Source organism: Bdellovibrio sp. 22V, assembly GCF_030169785.1.
Lineage (GTDB): Bacteria > Bdellovibrionota > Bdellovibrionia > Bdellovibrionales > Bdellovibrionaceae > Bdellovibrio.
On record NZ_CP125854.1, the window covers coordinates 2565365 to 2583161 of the forward strand.

The window sequence follows — 17797 nt, forward strand, 5'->3', positions numbered from 1 at the left end:
TATGTCAAAAACATCCCGAACCAGGTGCAGGCTCTGCCATTTGGCGGCAACGAACTTGCGCCTTCGAACACTTCACTCGCAAGTGGAAATGATTGTGATGGTCCGTATCGGCGATCAAACGACGAAGAGTTTCGTGAGCTAGACCTGTGTTCTGTCCTTTTTGCAGCTCGCCCGCTTTAATCGCGTGCGCGCAAAGCGCCTTTTTCAAGGTTTTATGAATAAAGATGCGATCCACCAGCTGAGTTTGCACAGCTTGCTTGAAAAGCTCATATTGTTCTGCCACCATCCAGCTTCCGTGCGTCTTATCGACTGCCACCGCAGATGCGAAATAACCTTGAAAACTCTTGTTGTTGAATAAGAACGCAATGTCAGCGTCCAAACCATTTTGGTGGGACTTGTGACTGCCCAAACGTCCCCCGCTTTCGCGCGAAAGATCGCCAACAGACAAGACATAACCCGGAATTTCTTTTTTCACGAACTGACTGATTTGCACAATCAGATACGCCAACTCGTTCGTCGCAAAATGGGTTTTTCTTTTCGGACGAATGATATGAAAGCCTGCAGGCTTGTGATTTTCTTCATACTTCAGAAGATCCACCGCATTTTCCAAACGTCCCGCATTCACGGAACCCACAGCTTGGTTTGTCGATTTGATCGCAGGCTTCGTCGGCGCTGATGGAGTTTCTTTTTCCGCAGGGTCTTCTTTTTTTGGCTGTTCTTTTTTTACGTCTTCTTTTGGCGTCTCTTTCTTGGGTGTTTCCGTTTTAGGAGTTTCCGTTTTAGGTGTTTCTTTTTTAGGCTCTTCCGCTTTCGGTTGCGGCTTCACCTCAAGAATCTTTTCGATATCTTCGATCACGGTTCCAACGTAGTGGCCGGGCTCGCCTTCGACTTCGTCAGCGCCGCCTTCCGTTTCCAGTTCTTCTTCAATTTCAGAGGGAGTTTCCTCTTTTTTCTCGTCAACAGGAGATTCGTTATGCGACTCCAACTGATGGTGATACACAACGCCTTCCGTATAGATGTAAATATCAATAAACGAAGAGGCACAGCGACCCTCGGCACTTAGACAAGTTGCTTTCGCAGCAATTCTGACGTCTTCTTTTTGCGGTAAATCGCGGCGTTGATTTTTCAACGTGACGAAACCGCCGGTCTCGTAAAGACCACTAAGATCAATCTCTAAACTTTGTACGGAGTTGCCCTTCATTGGAAGATATTCAATCTTCCCGCGCAGACTCATTGATTTTGTTTCGGCATCCCACTTCACAGCCATGTCTTGCACACGTGTGGCGCCGCGGGCGATCTGATAACCTTCTTCGTTTAGGATGACGGGACGAGGCGGTTCATAGGTTGTTGTCGCCTGCGAAGGCTCTTGGCGCGAGTCCGGCGCACACGCTGTAAAGAGTGCAAAAAGACTTATGATACTGAGGGCTTGAATCAGGCGCTTCATCCTGCGCGTTTCAATGCACGAAACATGCTTTCTGAAATGCAATATAAGAGAGCTTCTTATTGCGAGGCTGTCGAAGTTTTAGATAGATACGACAGGAATTGTTCCCGGAGCTCCCCGTGATTCATTTCATAGAGATCGCCGTGACCTCCTTCGGGTATAACCCAAAGCTCTTTCGGGAAGGACGCTTCGGCATACATACGCTCGGAGCTTTCGACTTCCACAGCGCGATCACCACTGCCATGAATAAAAAGAAGAGGCGTTGGCGATATCGACTTTAACGACTTCGGCGCATATTGATCACTGATCACGAGGTAACTTAACGGCTGCAAGGGCCACGTCCACCAGCGGCGCTTCATCACTTGCCGACCCATCTCTTTGTACGATGCAAAACTTGCCTCGATCACAATATTGCGCAAAGGAATTCGTCCCTGAACTTCCTCGGCGGTTCGCATGGCAACGATTCCGCCCAGGCTGTGACCATACAAAATCAAAGGGCGGGAATCTTTAAACTCGTAAAGATATTCTGCGGCGGCCACGCCCGCCTCAACGGAACCTTTTGGGTCGGGCTTTCCCGAAGAAGCTCCGTAACCGGGATAATCGAAAACAAAAAAATTATAGCCTTGCGCCGGCAACCACTGAAACATCAGAAAATGCGAAGTGAGATTTTCGGCATTTCCGTGAAAAAATAAAAGCGTGCCTTTGCTGTCACTTTGTTGAGAGGCAAAAAACCATCCATGCACGTGCTCTCCGGAGCGCGTCTTAAGATATACGTCTTCGGGCTGCATCCTGAGAGAAGTCGGATCGAACAGTTTTTCTTTTTTGGGATAATAGAAGAAGCTTTGGCAGCCCACCAAGAGCAGCAACGCTACGCATTTTAAAAAGGTACGGCAGACAGACGTAAAGTTTGCCATAATGGAAATATGAAACGGTTCGAACATCAATGGCAAGACTTTAAGTGGATCGACTGTGAAGCTCCTTCGCAGGAAGATCTTATGCATCTCGCGAACGAATTCCCTATTCCTTTACAGGTGTTATCCTCTTGTCTGGATCCGGAGCACTTGCCGCATGCAGAGTTTCTCGACAAATGTGTATTCTTAATTTTACGTCATCAAGACTTGCAAGCGCGGCCGAACGCGGGAACGATGCAAGAACTCACGACGAAGCTTGTGTTATTTGTCGGAAAAGATTTTGTTCTTACGATTCATCGCAAACCACTTCCCTGCGTCAGCGACAAAAAAGAAAAAGTGGCTTTCGAAAAAATGACTCTGGTGGGTTTGGTGAAACACCTTTGCCTGCAAACAATTAAAAGCTTTGATGCTCCTTTGGATGCCCTGGATGCAAAGACGGACGTCATCGAAACCAGAGTCTTTGCTTTGAAACGAAAAAGTATTTTGCGTGAGGGATACGTCATTCGGCGCAAAGTCTCTTCCTATCGCAAGATCTTTAAATTCACTTTGGATATCTTTCAAAAACTTCAAGGAGAAGTGGACATTTCCCTGCGCGATCTCGGGCAAATCCGCGAGCCTTTGGATAAACTGATATTCTATGCCGACGGCATTCAAGAAGAAATCACAGGTCTATTAAATCTGCACCTGTCGTTGATGTCGCAAAAAACCAACGAAGCTTCCTTCAGGACAAATGAAGTGATGCGCGTCCTCACCGTGTTTTCAATTTTCTTTTTACCATTGAATTTCATTGCGGGAATTTACGGGATGAACTTCGAGTACATGCCCGAACTTAGTCAGCCCTATGGTTACTTTATGACTTTGGCAGTGATGGTGATCGTGGTTCTTGGGATCACCTTCTGGATTTACAAAAAAGGCTGGTTAAAAAAAGACGAGGTCTAAGTGCGCGCCCGTGCCTGAATGAAGGAATAATAAAAGACGGCGTTGGGATCGTTTGCGACCTTCGCCATTTCTTCTTTCATTCCTTGCACAACGTCTTCGGACACGCACTGGGCCGCGACCAATTGATCGCTCGCGCTTAATAACAATTCGGTCCAATACTCTACGCAGTCCTTGCGCGCTTGCGGATATCGATTGTCCAAGAACCAGGTTTTCACTTCGGTATTGATATCATGATATCCCAATTGCATCATGAAGTTGCCAAGTTTTGCTCCCACAAAAGGATCGCCTTTTTGTTGCAGTTGGTATTCGTTAAAAGCCATCCAGTATTTCCACACGTTAGGTGAATACGGATCCAAAAAGAACGAGGCATTCATCACTTCTGTGACATAGACCACAGAGCCAGGACGAAGAACACGACGGACCTCTGATAAAACGCGAATAGGATCCGGAACGTGCTCTAGAATCCAACACAAAAATGCGCCGTCAAAAGAATTCGCGGAAAACTCCATTGCCGTCGCATCCATTTCCTTCAACGTAAAACGCTTTTCGGCGAATGGCAGACTTGAAAGGCGCAGATCCGCCGCCGCCAGCTGCTTGGGACTGCGATCAATCCCCGTCAAATTCAGATCAGGAAAACGTCGCAGAAGAATCTCACTTTGTGCGCCGACACCGCAACCCACTTCCAAAAGATCGCGCACACCCGAAAAATTGATATTCTGGTACACCGTATGTTCGCCGAAACGCGCCTGCTTGCGCAGACGCTCTTGTTCGTCTTTTGAGAAACCGTGTAGGTAAGGAAAATCTGGAGTTTTGGACATCGTCAGCTCCTTGCTCGGGATCTATTGTTAGTTAAACAACCGATTCCGATTTTCCACAAGAGCAGATTACTTTTTACGCCAAACGTAAAATCCCGTGACCCAAAAGAACAATGGCAAAAGACCTGAAACAAAAATGAGGAACCGTCCTAATTCTCCCCAGAAATTCCCGAAATGCCATGAACGTTGCAGATCCCCGAATTTTTGTTCAAAGTTGCGATCTTTTTTGTATTTTGTCGCAAGAAGTTCGCCGGTTGTCAGTTTCCACTCCCAGCCCGAAATTCCAAAGGCATCGTTACGAGCCCGCGCCTGCAGGAGCCCTGTCTTCGTATCAATACGCAGCTGCTCGACTTCGTCCCCAGCGAACAAGGCGTTGAGACCCGGTTGAACGTGCGCAAATGAAAGTGTTTCCAGCGGAACACCGGCTTCTCGGCCCGGCGCCGCGGCCGTCGGAGTTTTTCTTGGAAAGAACCAATCCGATCTCGCGACATAAATCCCCGAAAACGTCACAATAATCATCAAAACCAAAGAGTAAAAACCGATCACTTTGTGCAGCTCAAGATTCAAACCTAGAAACGATCTCTGTCTGTTGTAACGAAGAGCCCGTTTCCATGATTTACCCTTGTGAGGCCACCAAAGATAAAGACCTCCTAAAAGAATCAGCAGTGACAAAACACCCGTGGCCGCCGTGATCGTTCGTCCTGTCGGACCTGAAAACAAATCGTGATGAAAGACGAAAAGAAATCCCGTCAGAGTTTCTTTATAAACATCCGCGCCTTTGAATTCAAAAGTCGCGGCATCTACGTAAGCACGCACGAAGCGGCGTTTTTCTTCGCCTTTGGGAATATTGAACATCACCGTGTGATTGTAGCGGGCTTCGCGATCGCCAATAAGAATGCGCATTGGATCGATATTTGTTTCTAATCCGTTTTTCGCAGATTCGACGATTTTATCCAAAGGAACTGAGTCACCTTTTTGCGAGGCGATTTTAAGGTCACGTTTAAAAACAGATTCTATTTCGTCAGCATAAACGAGATAGCTTCCGCTCAAACCCAATAAAACAAAATGAAATCCAACAATCAATCCAAGCCAACGATGGGCCCACAACATAGTTTTGCGAACAAGTCTTTTCATGCCTGTGTGATACAGACATTCAAAAGCATATTCAATCTTTGTGGAATCTCAGCGAGCACTTCAGCACCTAACTGACAACCTAGTGAAAGGAAAATGAGAGTAGTTGGGTCTGCTAATTTATCTCAAAGCGTGAGTAAAGGCTTTCTCTAATTCGGAGGGAACCTCGGATGTGAGAACTTTCCCGTGTGCCATAATCAGAGTTTGTGGTTTCCACACGGTCACTCGCTCGGCAGCAGCACGCAGAGATTTTTTATCTGAAAAAAACCGGCGGCCAATTCGCGACATCGTCAATTTTTTATAAACACCGTTCAGTCGCGCAAAAAATTTCTCTATCCCGTTATTAAATCTATGCAGATTGTAAAAGAGATCCGTTACGACCAGTGTTTGGGATTCATGATGAAAAAAAATGATCTCTTCAAAAAGCGGAGGACTGGCCTTGATCACTGCCGATGCCACTTCAGGCTCCCACGGCAAAGAAGTCCCTTCCTCAATGACACCGGCAAGAATAATGTCGGTTCTTTTGTGGCGCAAATCGCGAGGGCCCCACCGTTCTGCTTCCGGGAAAAGCTCGACAAAATCGTTGAAGAACAAGTGATGCATGCAGTTCGGAGCGACGATGTAGCGAACTCGGCCTAATTCTCGAATCTCATTTTCAATCTGAGGCGTCACTTTGATCGGCGAAATCACCATTAACTGACCGGGACTTAAACGTAACACGGTCATGCGCGTGGGCAGACGAAATCCACCCGGAATTCGCACCATGCAACTCGCTGTCCATACGCCTTCAGCCACACTCTTGAGTTTCATAGAACCCTTTAATTGTATATATGTTTACACAAAAAGAGCTTAGAAGCTATTCCAATTAATCGAGGACTTAGGAAACTCGATCCAGTCTTCGTTCCCCGGAAAACCCTCAGGTCGAGGTTCCGTAAGATTCTTGTATTTAAGAAAAGCCGTGAAGGCACAAACAAACGCTTCAAAAGCATGATTGTTTTCGATCATCAACTTCACGTCCTGATCGTACACAAAAGCCACGTTGTGCGTGCTCAGCGCCTGCAAGATCTCACGACGGCTTTCGTCGCCGCCGATGGAATGTTTATGAAAACGCAGGTGACTTTTCATCACACCCAAAGAACGACCGATTCTCCATACGGAAAGCTTCGGGAAAACTTCCACACAAGGAGTTTCCAGGCGACGACGCAAGAACATCGCGCGCGCCAATAAAGGGGCGACGTTCGCGCCCATCGCATGTTGCATATTGAAAGGCTCTTCCAGCTCTGAAGAAAGATACATTTCCACACAGCGCTGCGTGTAGGGAGTAAAGAGCTTGCGCGGTTTTTTCTTTTTATGAAGTTTGCGTGTGTACTCCCACATCCACTGCACGTGCGGCTCTTTGCAGGCCTCAATGCCCGGACACCCTTTAGGACAAGTCAGACAATTCGGCAAACGAAAGGGAACGTCAAAAGCGATCAAATCCACGTCGCCATGATACTGGGCGATGATTTCGTGAATCTTGAAATCGGCAGAGTGCACTTCATCACTTTTGATTTTTTCAACAAGACGGGAAAGAAAAACTTTTTTGTGCTTGGGATAATATTCGAGAACAGCAACACAGGCTTTGTCGGATTTTCCGCCGCTTAAGGAGATGCCGATAAAACGATGAACCACTCCGGCATGCGACGTCTCGGCGGAGGCTCCCGCAGGAACCACCGCTCTTTTCGTCTTTGTTTTTACAGAGGATCGACGGGTTTTGCGTCCATCACCTGAAAGCCGGACTTTCGGCATGCGTTGGCCACTCCTTCACGTTTCTCGGGAGGACACCAAACAAGAACACACCCACCGCCTCCAGCTCCACAAATTTTAACAGCCTCAGCCCCGTTCTGCAAAGAGACTTCCGCGAGCTTGTAAATCTCAGGACTGGAAAATTCCGGTGCCAAACGTACACGGGCCTCAAATTCGCGTTTAAAAAGCGTGCCAAGTTCTTTCCAATTTCCGGCACGAACGGCATGCTCTGTTTCAATCGCGATAACTTTGAGGTCACGCAACGCTTTTAAAGTGGTCGCGTCCTTGATCACGGAATCTTTCATAACTTCAAAGTTGTTCAACCCCGAATGATGTGCCTTCCCCGTATAGACAAGCATGAATTTCTCCGCAAGAGGCGTGTGACTTACAGGCACCACGTCTTGCGCGATTCCGTCATATCCATAACGAAGGATATTCAGTCCGCCAGAGGCCGCAGGGTAATAATCTTGCGTGCCCGTCGGCGTATTCAAAATTTCCGCTTCAATATTATGAGCGGCATGAACCATCTGGTGAATATCTTTAAAAGGACGTCCACAGAATTGCGAAAAAGCTTTCATCAAACTGATAGTCAAACTGGAACTGCCACCTAGACCTCCGCCTACAGGACTGTCAGAGGAAGTTTTAAGTGTGAAACCCTTTTGCGGCATCCAGTAGCGTAATTGCGTTTGCAGCAAAATCATCTTTGGATCGTTGTCCGAAAGAGCATCCACCAAATTCGTGTACGCCTTTTTCATTTTCAAATCTGCGGATTCAAGAACGATCGTCGAATCGTCATGCGGCGTGATTTCCGCCGTCGTGTAAATATCTATCGCAACATTGACCGTTGAAGCTCCGTTGATAAAGAGATAAAGAGGCCACAAGTCCAATGTGCCTCCGGCCAAATCCACCCGCGTCGGTGATTTCACTACAATTTTCTGCATTACTTTTTATCTTTCTGATCAGCCATCATGGCTTGTTCTTCATCAATTCCAATAGACGGTTTCTTTTGTTGCGGCGGAGCCTCTTTCAAATCCTCAAGAGTCAGCGCAATCATTTTATCCAAAGCTCCCGCTTCCATTTTCAGATAGAACGGATATTCGGAAATCTTCGCAAAAATCAAAAGATCTTTCGCCTGACCGACTTCCGCTTTCCAAGTTTTATCGGCGATTTTCAAGCTCAACGTAAAGAGCTCTTTTAAAACGGGCACGGCATTTTTATTGTCGATGACTTCCGCACCTTTCGCGTCGGCAATCGCAGTCAACAACTCACGCACCTTGTTTTGATCCAAGGTGACGTCTTTCTTATTTGCAACCCATTTGCCGTCAACACGTTTTACTTCCACCGTACCCTTGGCATTTTTCAACTTAATTTCGTCGACGCTGGCAATTTTATTACGCAAGAAACGACGGTCACGGAAATCATTAACCGTTCTGTTGACTCGGCTTTGCCACGCTGAATTCAGAACCAAAACTTTGTCGCCACCGTCTCTGCGGGCGAAAACATTTTCTTCGAAATTTCTTTTTTCAGATATTTCGAAAACGTTTTGTTCTCCGGAAGTCGTTTTGAAAGTGATCTTGCCAAGAGGTTTATCCAAACCATAGAGAGACCAATCCACGTCTTTTCCTTCACGAGCCACTTCAATAATACGTTCCGGAACGGCGTTTTTAACGAAATCGTCAGCGGCATTGTTGTCAGCCAGATCTTTGATTGGCTCGACAAGCTCCCATCCATCGACGTTGCGTTTTAAAACGATCTTCTGATCGCCTTTTTGCACTTCGAAGGTATCGACCTGCTCGAAGTTCACCGTCAACAGGCGCGCTTCGTTCATATCCTTATCCGCCGCCTTTTGCTCGCGGACGTAATCATAATAGGCATAGCCGCCAAACAAAAGCAGAGCCAAAACCAAGATCGAACGTCCTTTGAGTTTCATTAGGCATTTCTCCTTCTAATCCAAAGTCCAATGCTTGTTCCTAAAAGAAGCAAAGGCAATGGGATGATGAACGCAAAGAGGAACACGCTGAACTTTGTCTCTGTCATCAGCATCTGCGTCGCTTGTGGTTCTTTCGGAGTGATGCTGATAAGATTTTCTTCTTTCGCCAATGCAGCGATGGAATTCAAAACCAAATCACGGTTCAAGTTTTGATACAGCATTTGATTCGTCAGGAAGTCGACGTCGCCGGCGACGATCGCCGTAAAGTCTTTGGCGTTGGCGTCGTTCCCCCATTTTCCGCTCACTTCAGTTACTAAAGTATAACTGCCTTCAGGGCCCTCGCCACGGATTTGCATGCTGTTAAACGCCATCGCATCCGGTGTCGTCTTCACAATGTCATCCACGATAATGCCTTCTGGCACCTGACCGCGCTTCAGCGCCTGCGGATAACGGAAGAGAGTCACTTCACTACGACCAAAAACTTTGGTGATTTTATTCGTGCCCGAAAATACCGCGCCCATGGTCGGCCCTTGGTTAATACCACGGCCCATAACGGTATCGACGATATTGAGAATGTAATTGTTCTCTAACACCACACCGAGTTTCGCGATCAGTTTTTCTAAGCCTGCAGAATTTTGTGACTCAATCGCAAAGAATACACTGCCGCCGCCCTTGATGTAGTTTTCAAGAGCCGTGATTTCAAAATCCTGGAAATTCTGAATCGGACCCGCAATGACGATTACATCGGCGTCAGTAGGAATTTTGGGATTCTGGATGAGTGGAAGCTCTTTCACCGTGTAACGGTTGTTTTCAAGCATAAGCTTCAAAGAACCCAAACCCAAACCTTCACGCGCGTCTTTCAGATCTTTTTCGCCGTGACCGATTGTAAAGTAGATCGTTTTATTTTTCTCACGCGTCACTTTGACCAAGGCACTTGTGAATTCTTGTTCGTCGATTCTTTCAATACGGTTGCGACGGCCCTTGTAATCCAAAAAGACAACGCCGCTGCCTTTATCCACACCGTACTCTTTTGCTAAGTCAGGGCGCTCGTTCACTTCAACGAAATCCAGCTGCACTTTGGAACTTTGATCTTGATATTTCTTAATCAATTCGCGGAACAGACGGCGGTTTTCTTCGTTGCCTTCAACACCCTTTTTATAGAAAAAGAGAACTTTCAAATCCGAATCCAAAGCTTTGACAAGCTTGATAGACTGCTCTGACAAAGTATTCGCTTTTGCCGAAGAAAAGTCCCACGTTTTCAGATTCTTCGCGCCCAGGTAATTCACGATAATCAAAACTGCGAGCATAAGAAGAATCAGCACACCCATGCTCATTCCCTCTTTCGTCGTTTTCATCGTAAAAAATTCTTTAAAGAAAGCGCGGTCTTTGATCAAACCCAAAACCGTAAAGAACACGGCCATACCGAGCGCCAGCCAACAAAAAGGCACCCACTCGCCGACGATATAGCGAATGATCGACATAGACACCAGAGAAACACCAGCAAAGACAAATGAAATTTTACCTAGTTTGCTCATCATTATCTCCAACGGGATGATTCAACAACACGTTCTGCAAGGAAGCAGAACAAAACAATAAGGCTGAGGAAGAAGATCACGCCATTCGTGCGCACAGTTCCCTCCACCAGACTGGAAAGATGACTGCTTAATGAAACATGTTCGAAGATCTTACGACCTTTTTCAGTATCGACCACTTCCGCACCGATACCGATAAACCAAACAGCCACGTTGAACATGACAGAAGTCACGTACGCCGCAATGCTGTTTTCAGTTAAAGACGACGAAAACAAATCCATCGCCGCATAAACCGCACCAACTAAGAAGATGCCGAAGAACGCGATGAACAAAGGCGCCCAATTGACTGTCGCCATTGTCGACGTTGCTAAAGGATACAACAACGCCAAAAAGACGATCCCCGCCACAGCCCCTAATGCCGCAAAATATTTACCGAGCACGATCTGTGTCGACGTCACAGGAGAGGTCAAAAGAAGATCAAACGTGCGCAATTTCTTTTCTTCCGCAAAAAGTTTCATCGTCAACGCCGGAACAACAAAGATCAAAAGCAGATTCAAATACGAAAGCTGTCTTAAGAACACACCGTAATGAATGTTCAATTGATTTTGCGGAACTCCCTGTTGCATCACGTAGTTCATCAAAAGTTGCGAGAACAGATTCAACTGAATCGGATACACCCAGCTGAAAACCAAACTCATAAGAAAACAAATAACCCAAAAAGTCGGATTAAGATAAAAGCCTTTTAGTTCTTTTCTAAAAATGGTGAGAATGCCGCTCATGCTTCACCTCCCTTTTCTGTTTGTCCGTAAGTCAATTTCAAGAACACGTCTTCAAGATCCTGCTTCGCAGGGCTCAACTCCAGCAGACCAAAACCTTTGGTCACTAGACGTGATGAGATTGTATCAATCACGTCTTCACCACCCGTCAGATCAATATCCCACTCTTTGCGGGAAGCACCGAAAGACATCCCTGTGACCTCGCGAATATCGCCAATCACATTTTTCATATCGTCGACGTCTTTGCGCAAACGCACGTGCAAACGGGTTTGACCTTTTTCCATTGTCGACAAGTTATGAATACTGTCTTCCGCAACGATCTGGCCTTTGTTGATGATGATGACTTTTTCACACGTCGCTTCCACTTCAGGAAGAATATGTGTGGAAAGAATGATTGTGTGTTGACCCTTCAATGCCTTGATCAACTCGCGGATCTCCGCGACTTGTTTTGGATCGAGACCCACTGTCGGCTCGTCAAGAATAAGAACTTCCGGATCGGAAACAATTGCCTGGGCGATCCCCACACGCTGTTTGAAACCTTTCGAGAGATGATGAATCAAACGCTTTTGCACGTCGCCGAGGTTGGTTTTCTCGATCGCATTGTCGACGGACTTTTCGATGTTCGCTTTAGGCACTTGTTTTAGAGCTGCCACATAGCGAAGGTAGTCGCGCACGTACATGTCGCCATAAACCGGGGGAATCTCCGGCAGATAGCCGATACGTTTTTTTACTTCCAGGGGATTTTCAAAAACATCAAATCCAGCGACGGATGCCGTGCCATGGCTTGGCGCCATGAAGCCCGTGATGATTTTCATCGTCGTTGATTTTCCCGCACCATTGGGACCAAGAAAACCAACCACATCCCCCTTCGCAATAGAGAAATTAAGTTTGTTAATAGCCCGTCTTGGGCCATAGTCTTTGGTGAGATCTCTGACTTCAATCATGGGTGAATCTCCTCTAGTTGATAAAAGAAAATTTTAGACCCAACATGTTGTCAGTCAAGATCGCTTAAGAATGACGCAAGGTAAAACTGAGTGTCTTCTCCGAATGATAGGTTACGCGTCCTAACTTATCCCCCTTGATCGGACGAACAAATCGACACTCAACAATGACCACGGCGACTTTTTGTCCCACCATCAACGACTTGGAAGATAAAGACTCCCTGGCAACCCACTCGCTGACCTCTTGAATCTCCTGATCGGAAATGAGTTGATCCCTTTGGCGATGAATAATGGCATGCGCCCCCGGATAATCGCGAAGATGCAGCCAATAATCCCAAGCCTTCGCCTGACGTAAAAGCGCAAGGTTATCCGCCGCGGACTTCCCACAATATGCCAGGGCGCCGGAGCTTAAATGCAGTTTGCGTCCTCGCGCCTCCGCCTTTTGCATTAAGTCGACGAGGGCGGGCTTGGCCGCTTTCTCAGAGTATTTTGTTTTTTCCAGCCGCAGAATTTCTTCACGCAAAGTTTCCAGACGCTCGCGCGCGCCGTCCTTTTTTGCCGCCATCTGTTTGGCTTTGGAAAACGTATTTTCAATATTCCAGCTTAAAGATTGCTCCGCACTGACGAAACTTTTTAAATGCTCTGGCACCTGCAAAGTTCCATGAGTTTTCAGATACTGCCCCGCCTCGGACCACTGTTGATCCTTGTCGCTCTCGATTTGTTTTTGAATCTCCCCCAGAGCTTTGCGCTTTTTCTCGAGGTCTTTTTGTTTCTGCTTTTCCCATTGCGCCACGGGATCGAGAGACGACTTTCTTCCTGACGATTGCTCGTTCAGCCACTCTTCATGAATTTCCTCGAGCGTGCGCGGTGGTGGGGGATTTTCCACAAACGGAGGCGGCATTAACTCCAACGGCTTTTCCCACGCGACTTGTTTGCCGTGCGCTTTTACCAGAAGATTTGCCTGCTTGGGGATAAGACGGATTTCCACTTCGCACTCTGTTTGCGAATTTTTCAACTGCATGTGGATCACGCGGCCCCATTCTTCTTTCACCGTCAATGACGTCAAAAACAAATCCCGCCCGTGCGAATTCAGAAAAAGACTGACGGGTTTGGTCTTAGGCCCTTTTTTAAAAGGGCAGGTTTCTTCGAAGACGAGCATCATAGGCGTGTTCGGCACAAGGTCCAGGACCATCCAATAATGGCGGTCTGTGTGAAATCCCAAAGCCAGACCTCGGTCATTGACCAAAACATCCTGCAACTGCGCTCCGTCTAAGATTGGAGCGAAGTAACCGACAATGTGCTGAACTTCCTGCTGGGACAATGCTTTCATAAGACCCAGTCTGTCATTCTTTGGACCAAATTTCTACGGGTGATGCTCAGGTTCGTAAAAAGAAATCCGATAGTTGGAAGGTATGAATACAGATTTGCTAATTAAGATCGTTGAGACCCAGTTGCAAGAAACCACAAACATGCGTGAGAAAACTCCGGACTTCATCCGCAAAGTGGTGCACATCTACACCCTGCAACTGATGAAGTCAGGAAACATCCCGGTCGACTTTATGGAAGACGTGCTCAGCGATATTGAAGCCGAAACAATCGAAATCTACCGCAAAAAAACGTACGGTTTCCTCACCCTCGAAGAATACCGCCGCCACAAATTCCGCCAACCCAACGACAATTAAAATCGGGCTTGGGACACGATCACCAAGCTTGTTGCCAAAGCAAAAATCAAGATAGCCAAAGCGGATCTCATACTTTACCTCCCCTGAAGTTTTTATTTTAAAAGGACTTCCTTCCGCAGAGGTAATTGCAAGTCTGTTAGCTGCTTTCTAGCATTTCTCAATCACGGCAAAGTACAATGGACCAAAGCCACTCTGATCCGGCAGATAAGCGACGCCATACTCAGTTCTTTCGCCGCCGACACCTAAAGGCGCTTCAAGAAGTCTCACGCCGTCTTTTTTCTTTTTAAGAAGTTTTTTGATAACCCCATCATTTTCATCAGGACTGATCGAGCATGTCGAATACACGATACGCCCGCCCTCTTTCACAGCCAAAAGAGCGGCACTGAGCAGAGAATACTGTCGAGTCGCAAGATGTTCCGTTCGTCGCGGACTCCACTCATCCTGAGCCGCTTTGTTTTCAAGAATATGGCGCTCGCCCGAGCAAGGAGCATCGAGCAGAATTCGGTCAAAGCTGTCAGGCTCTTTCAAACCAAACTGCACACCGTCTCTACCGGTCACCCACACGCGATCACGTATGTCGCGAGGAACATATTGTTGAATCACTTTTTTAAGACGCTCACGGCGCTCAGGGGACAAGTCATTGCAAAAAATCTCGCCGTCTTCCGCAAGGCTTTCAATCATCACAAGACTTTTACCACCGGGAGCCGCGCACATATCTAAAACTCGATCGCCTGACTGCACTTCCAAAGCGCGCGCCACCATGACACTGGCCGGATCCATAATATAGGAATCCAAAAGCTCGTCAGCATTGCGCTCGGGTTGACAGGATTCGCCAACAGGAATCCAAAAACATCCCGGCAATTCCGGCTTCTCGGGAAGAACACTCCATTTTTTCGCAGAGAGATTTTCAACAGGACTAAGATTATTACGCCGAGCCACTTGCTGCTCGGGCTTCAGCAAAGCCGCATAAAGAGCCGGCCAACGGGCGCCATAAACTTTCTCGAAATGCTTATAAAATGGGTGCGATTCAGAAATCATGAAAACAAACTACCACAAACCAAAGTGACAATCCACTCTGGCTCGACATTCAAATTTCGATTTCTAATTTCTTACAGGAAAGGTGCAAATAAACTCACAGCCTTTTTCAGCGGAGCTTTTAACGGCCACCGTCCCGCCGTGACTTTGCATAATGTGTTTTACGATCGCGAGGCCTAGTCCCGTTCCACCCGCATCGCGAGTACGGCCTTTATCAATACGATAGAACCTTTCAAAAAGGCGGCCCAAATGCTCGGCAGGAATTCCCGGACCATCATCAATCACACGCAAGACGACCGCATTTTTTCCGTCGCCTTCCCAGCGGATCTGGACAGATTTACCGGCCGGGATAAATTTAATCGCGTTGGAAACAAGATTTCTTAGAACCTGCTCCACTTTATGAGCGTCCGCCATAAATGGAGGCACATCCCCGATCACACGTACAGAGATGTTCTTTTCCGCAGCGAGAACAGCCATCTCCGCCAAAATCTGCTCCGAAATTTGCAGAGGATGAATCATTTCAAGCTTCAATTCAGATTGCGACTCTAAAGCGCTGAGACTTAAAAGATCGTTCACCAGATCCATCAGTCGGTCCACATTGCGCGAAACAATGTCCAAAAATTTCCCCGCCTGTTGGATGTGTCCGGTTCTTACGTCTTCTTTCAAAGTATCCACGTAACCTTTGATGGAAGTCAGAGGTGTGCGCAGTTCATGCGAAGCATTTTCGACAAAATCAATGCGGATCTGCTCCACTTTTTTGATCTCGGTGATGTCATGGAAAATTCCCACGACGCCGTAAATCTCTTTGGTTTTTTCGTTACGCGTGGGATTCACCGAAACGGCAAAATAACGAGGCTGATTGTCAACCATGGTGTTGAGCTTCACAGTGAAACGATGAACTTGACCTTCGTGAATCGCTTTCGAAAAACCTTCCAACACATCAGAGGAACGGATCGCATCTTTCAAACGCAAAACCGGCGCCTGCACCTGATCATTCGTTAAAAACTGCGTCGCGAACTGCGAGTTGAAATAAAGAATTTTTTCGTCAAGGCTTACGCTGACCAAACCTTCGGCCACGGCACTCATAAAAGCCTGGGACTCTTCTTGCGATTGCAGGAATTGCGCTTTACGGCGCTTCATTTTTGAGTGGATGCGGTTCAAAGCGACATCCAGTTCGGCGATATCATTGATCTCGTCATCCAAAAGATCTTCTTCGGAAGGATCGACCAGATCGCCATACGTGCGTTTACTTGAAATACGCAGCGCTTTTAAAATCACACGATGAATGGGACGTGCAAAACGATACGAGGTCAAACCCGCGACAAGAAGACTGAATAAAAAGAAATTTAAAAGAGCTTCGTTGTAAACCCAAGGTCGAACGCGGTAACGAACGTCAATCACAGAGATGACGGCAATAAAGAGAATATTGAACGCCACCACTTGGTAGAAAAAGAATTTCCAATAAATGCGCCACGGGAATCTTACAAATCGCTTCATGCGATATCTACTTTAACCCGATATCCCACTCCACGGATAGTCTCAATGCGGTCTCCCCATTCCCCTAACTTCTTGCGTAATCCGAAAACGTGGGTATCGATGGTGCGTCCGACGACGTTGATACCTTCCCCTTGGATGTTTTCGATCAATTGTTCGCGCGTCAGGACGCAACCGTGGTTTTGCACCAAAGCGCCTAACAGCTTGAACTCTGAAGGGGTCAAATGCAGAGGTTCACCCTTGTAAGAGATCTCATAAGATTTGAAATTGATACGTAAACCTTCCAATTGCATTTCACCGTCATCTTGGGACGATGACGCTTGTACCGGAAGAGCCCGGCGAACCAGAGCCTTCACGCGAGCTACAAGAATCGTGGGATTGAAAGGTTTTGTGATGTAATCGTCGGCGCCTCTTTCAAGACCGGAGACAATATCTGACGGCTCCGCTTTCGCAGTCACCATTAGAATACCCGCGTGCGGGAATTTCGCTTTGATTTTATCGACGATATCGACGCCGCTCAGGCCCGGCAGCATCCAATCAAGAATGAATACATGATAATTTTGGCGATTCATTTCGTTCAAGGCTTCTTCGGCGGAAGAACACTCGGTCACACGGTAACCTTGTCTGAGAAGATGCAAGGCCATGAGTTCACGGATCTCTTGTTCATCTTCCACCACTAGCACATGAATCGAATTGTCAGCCAAACTTGCCCCCATGTCGTATGTCTTTGCCGGTGAAGGCAAAGATCACATCTTCGGCGATATTGGTGGCATGATCCCCCAAACGCTCCAGATTTCTCGCAATCAGAATCAAATCAAGACTCGCTTCCACATCTTCGGAATGAGTCTTCATGTGCGCCATCGAATCTTTGAAAACTTTGTTTTTCAAATTGTCGATCTCATCATCCATGAGAAGGATTTTTTTTGCCTGTTCAACGTCGCCGCGAACAAAACAATCCAAGGATCCCTTCACCATGCGACCCGCGATCTCGGACATTCTTTGAATGTCGTTGAGCTGAGCTTGAATCGGCTTACGGCCCAAGTAGTCTTTCCCAGAGTGAGAAATATTCACAGCCTGGTCGCCCATTCTCTCAAGGTCGTTGTTGATTTTAATCACGGAAAGAATCAAACGAAGATCCTTTGCCACAGGCCCCTGCTTTGCCAACAAGTTCATGCAAGCACTGTCGACACGAATGTGATCTTCATTGATTTGTTTTTCAATCGCATGCACTTGTTCGAACATGCTGAGATCACGCGACAGCAAAGCCGCTGTAGCTTGGGCTAAAGATTTCTCAACATGACCACCCATCAAAAGAATCATTTTCTTCAGGTCTTCGAGTTGAGTATCAATCGCTCTTTCCATGGTTTTTATCCCCAGCGCATGGC

18 protein-coding genes are annotated in these 17797 nt (G+C 47.0%); 2 read left to right on the top strand and 16 right to left on the bottom strand.

Translation table 11 applies throughout. The features are described from left to right. Positions 1-4: 4 nt before the first annotated feature. Both QJS83_RS12420 and QJS83_RS12425 read right to left on the bottom strand, forming a co-directional pair. Positions 5-1444 (bottom strand): penicillin-insensitive murein endopeptidase, encoded by a 1440-nt coding sequence (locus QJS83_RS12420; RefSeq protein ID WP_284605218.1) that lies wholly within the window; start codon positions 1442-1444, stop codon positions 5-7. A gap of 56 nt (positions 1445-1500) precedes the next feature. Then, positions 1501-2355 (bottom strand): alpha/beta hydrolase, encoded by an 855-nt coding sequence (locus tag QJS83_RS12425; RefSeq protein ID WP_284605220.1) that lies wholly within the window; start codon positions 2353-2355, stop codon positions 1501-1503. A gap of 9 nt (positions 2356-2364) precedes the next feature. On the opposite strand from QJS83_RS12425, the gene QJS83_RS12430 reads away from it, so the two are divergent. Then, positions 2365-3291, top strand: coding sequence for a magnesium transporter CorA family protein (locus tag QJS83_RS12430; RefSeq protein ID WP_284605221.1), 927 nt, complete (start codon positions 2365-2367; stop codon positions 3289-3291). Here the strand turns inward: QJS83_RS12430 and QJS83_RS12435 are convergent. The 10 genes from QJS83_RS12435 to QJS83_RS12480 form a co-directional block, all read right to left on the bottom strand. Continuing rightward, a complete protein-coding gene (locus QJS83_RS12435; RefSeq protein ID WP_284605222.1) occupies positions 3288-4109 on the bottom strand; it encodes a class I SAM-dependent methyltransferase in 822 nt (273 codons plus the stop codon). The two genes, QJS83_RS12430 and QJS83_RS12435, sit on opposite strands and share 4 nt — an antisense overlap. Positions 4110-4175: 66 nt before the next feature. Further along, positions 4176-5240 (bottom strand): PepSY-associated TM helix domain-containing protein, encoded by a 1065-nt coding sequence (locus QJS83_RS12440; protein WP_284605223.1) that lies wholly within the window; start codon positions 5238-5240, stop codon positions 4176-4178. Between the two features lie 117 nt (positions 5241-5357). Next, positions 5358-6047 carry a DUF4336 domain-containing protein gene (locus QJS83_RS12445; protein ID WP_284605224.1) on the bottom strand — a complete coding sequence of 230 codons (690 nt, stop codon included), beginning with the start codon at positions 6045-6047 and terminating at the stop codon, positions 5358-5360. A gap of 39 nt (positions 6048-6086) precedes the next feature. Then, on the bottom strand, positions 6087-7025 hold the full coding sequence (locus QJS83_RS12450) for a DUF429 domain-containing protein (protein ID WP_284605225.1): 939 nt from the start codon (positions 7023-7025) through the stop codon (positions 6087-6089). Next, positions 6971-7963 carry a GHMP family kinase ATP-binding protein gene (locus tag QJS83_RS12455; protein ID WP_284605226.1) on the bottom strand — a complete coding sequence of 331 codons (993 nt, stop codon included), beginning with the start codon at positions 7961-7963 and terminating at the stop codon, positions 6971-6973. The genes QJS83_RS12450 and QJS83_RS12455 overlap by 55 nt, the downstream gene beginning before the upstream one ends. Further along, a complete protein-coding gene (locus tag QJS83_RS12460; RefSeq protein WP_284605227.1) occupies positions 7963-8952 on the bottom strand; it encodes a DUF4340 domain-containing protein in 990 nt (329 codons plus the stop codon). Before QJS83_RS12460 ends, QJS83_RS12455 begins: the two co-directional genes overlap by 1 nt. Continuing rightward, positions 8952-10490, bottom strand: a complete 1539-nt coding sequence (locus tag QJS83_RS12465; RefSeq protein WP_284605229.1) for a GldG family protein — start codon at positions 10488-10490, stop codon at positions 8952-8954. Before QJS83_RS12465 ends, QJS83_RS12460 begins: the two co-directional genes overlap by 1 nt. After that, positions 10490-11263 carry an ABC transporter permease gene (locus tag QJS83_RS12470; RefSeq protein ID WP_284605230.1) on the bottom strand — a complete coding sequence of 258 codons (774 nt, stop codon included), beginning with the start codon at positions 11261-11263 and terminating at the stop codon, positions 10490-10492. Before QJS83_RS12470 ends, QJS83_RS12465 begins: the two co-directional genes overlap by 1 nt. Continuing rightward, positions 11260-12204, bottom strand: coding sequence for an ABC transporter ATP-binding protein (locus QJS83_RS12475; RefSeq protein WP_284605231.1), 945 nt, complete (start codon positions 12202-12204; stop codon positions 11260-11262). The genes QJS83_RS12470 and QJS83_RS12475 overlap by 4 nt, the downstream gene beginning before the upstream one ends. A gap of 64 nt (positions 12205-12268) precedes the next feature. Further along, positions 12269-13531 carry a DUF814 domain-containing protein gene (locus QJS83_RS12480; protein ID WP_284605232.1) on the bottom strand — a complete coding sequence of 421 codons (1263 nt, stop codon included), beginning with the start codon at positions 13529-13531 and terminating at the stop codon, positions 12269-12271. A gap of 82 nt (positions 13532-13613) precedes the next feature. On the opposite strand from QJS83_RS12480, the gene QJS83_RS12485 reads away from it, so the two are divergent. Further along, the gene (locus tag QJS83_RS12485; RefSeq protein ID WP_284605233.1) at positions 13614-13883 is read left to right on the top strand and encodes a DNA-dependent DNA polymerase; all 270 of its coding nucleotides are present in this window, start codon (positions 13614-13616) and stop codon (positions 13881-13883) included. 147 nt (positions 13884-14030) lie between these two features. On the opposite strand, the gene QJS83_RS12490 is transcribed toward QJS83_RS12485, so the two are convergent. The 4 genes from QJS83_RS12490 to phoU form a co-directional block, all read right to left on the bottom strand. Continuing rightward, on the bottom strand, positions 14031-14921 hold the full coding sequence (locus tag QJS83_RS12490) for an RsmB/NOP family class I SAM-dependent RNA methyltransferase (protein ID WP_284605235.1): 891 nt from the start codon (positions 14919-14921) through the stop codon (positions 14031-14033). A 63-nt stretch (positions 14922-14984) separates the two neighbouring features. Continuing rightward, the gene (locus QJS83_RS12495; protein ID WP_284605236.1) at positions 14985-16415 is read right to left on the bottom strand and encodes a sensor histidine kinase; all 1431 of its coding nucleotides are present in this window, start codon (positions 16413-16415) and stop codon (positions 14985-14987) included. Then, positions 16412-17116 carry a response regulator transcription factor gene (locus QJS83_RS12500; protein ID WP_284605237.1) on the bottom strand — a complete coding sequence of 235 codons (705 nt, stop codon included), beginning with the start codon at positions 17114-17116 and terminating at the stop codon, positions 16412-16414. Before QJS83_RS12500 ends, QJS83_RS12495 begins: the two co-directional genes overlap by 4 nt. Continuing rightward, positions 17109-17774: a phosphate signaling complex protein PhoU gene (phoU, locus tag QJS83_RS12505; protein WP_284605238.1), complete on the bottom strand. Its 666-nt coding sequence runs from the start codon at positions 17772-17774 to the stop codon at positions 17109-17111. Before phoU ends, QJS83_RS12500 begins: the two co-directional genes overlap by 8 nt. Positions 17775-17797: the final 23 nt, after the last annotated feature.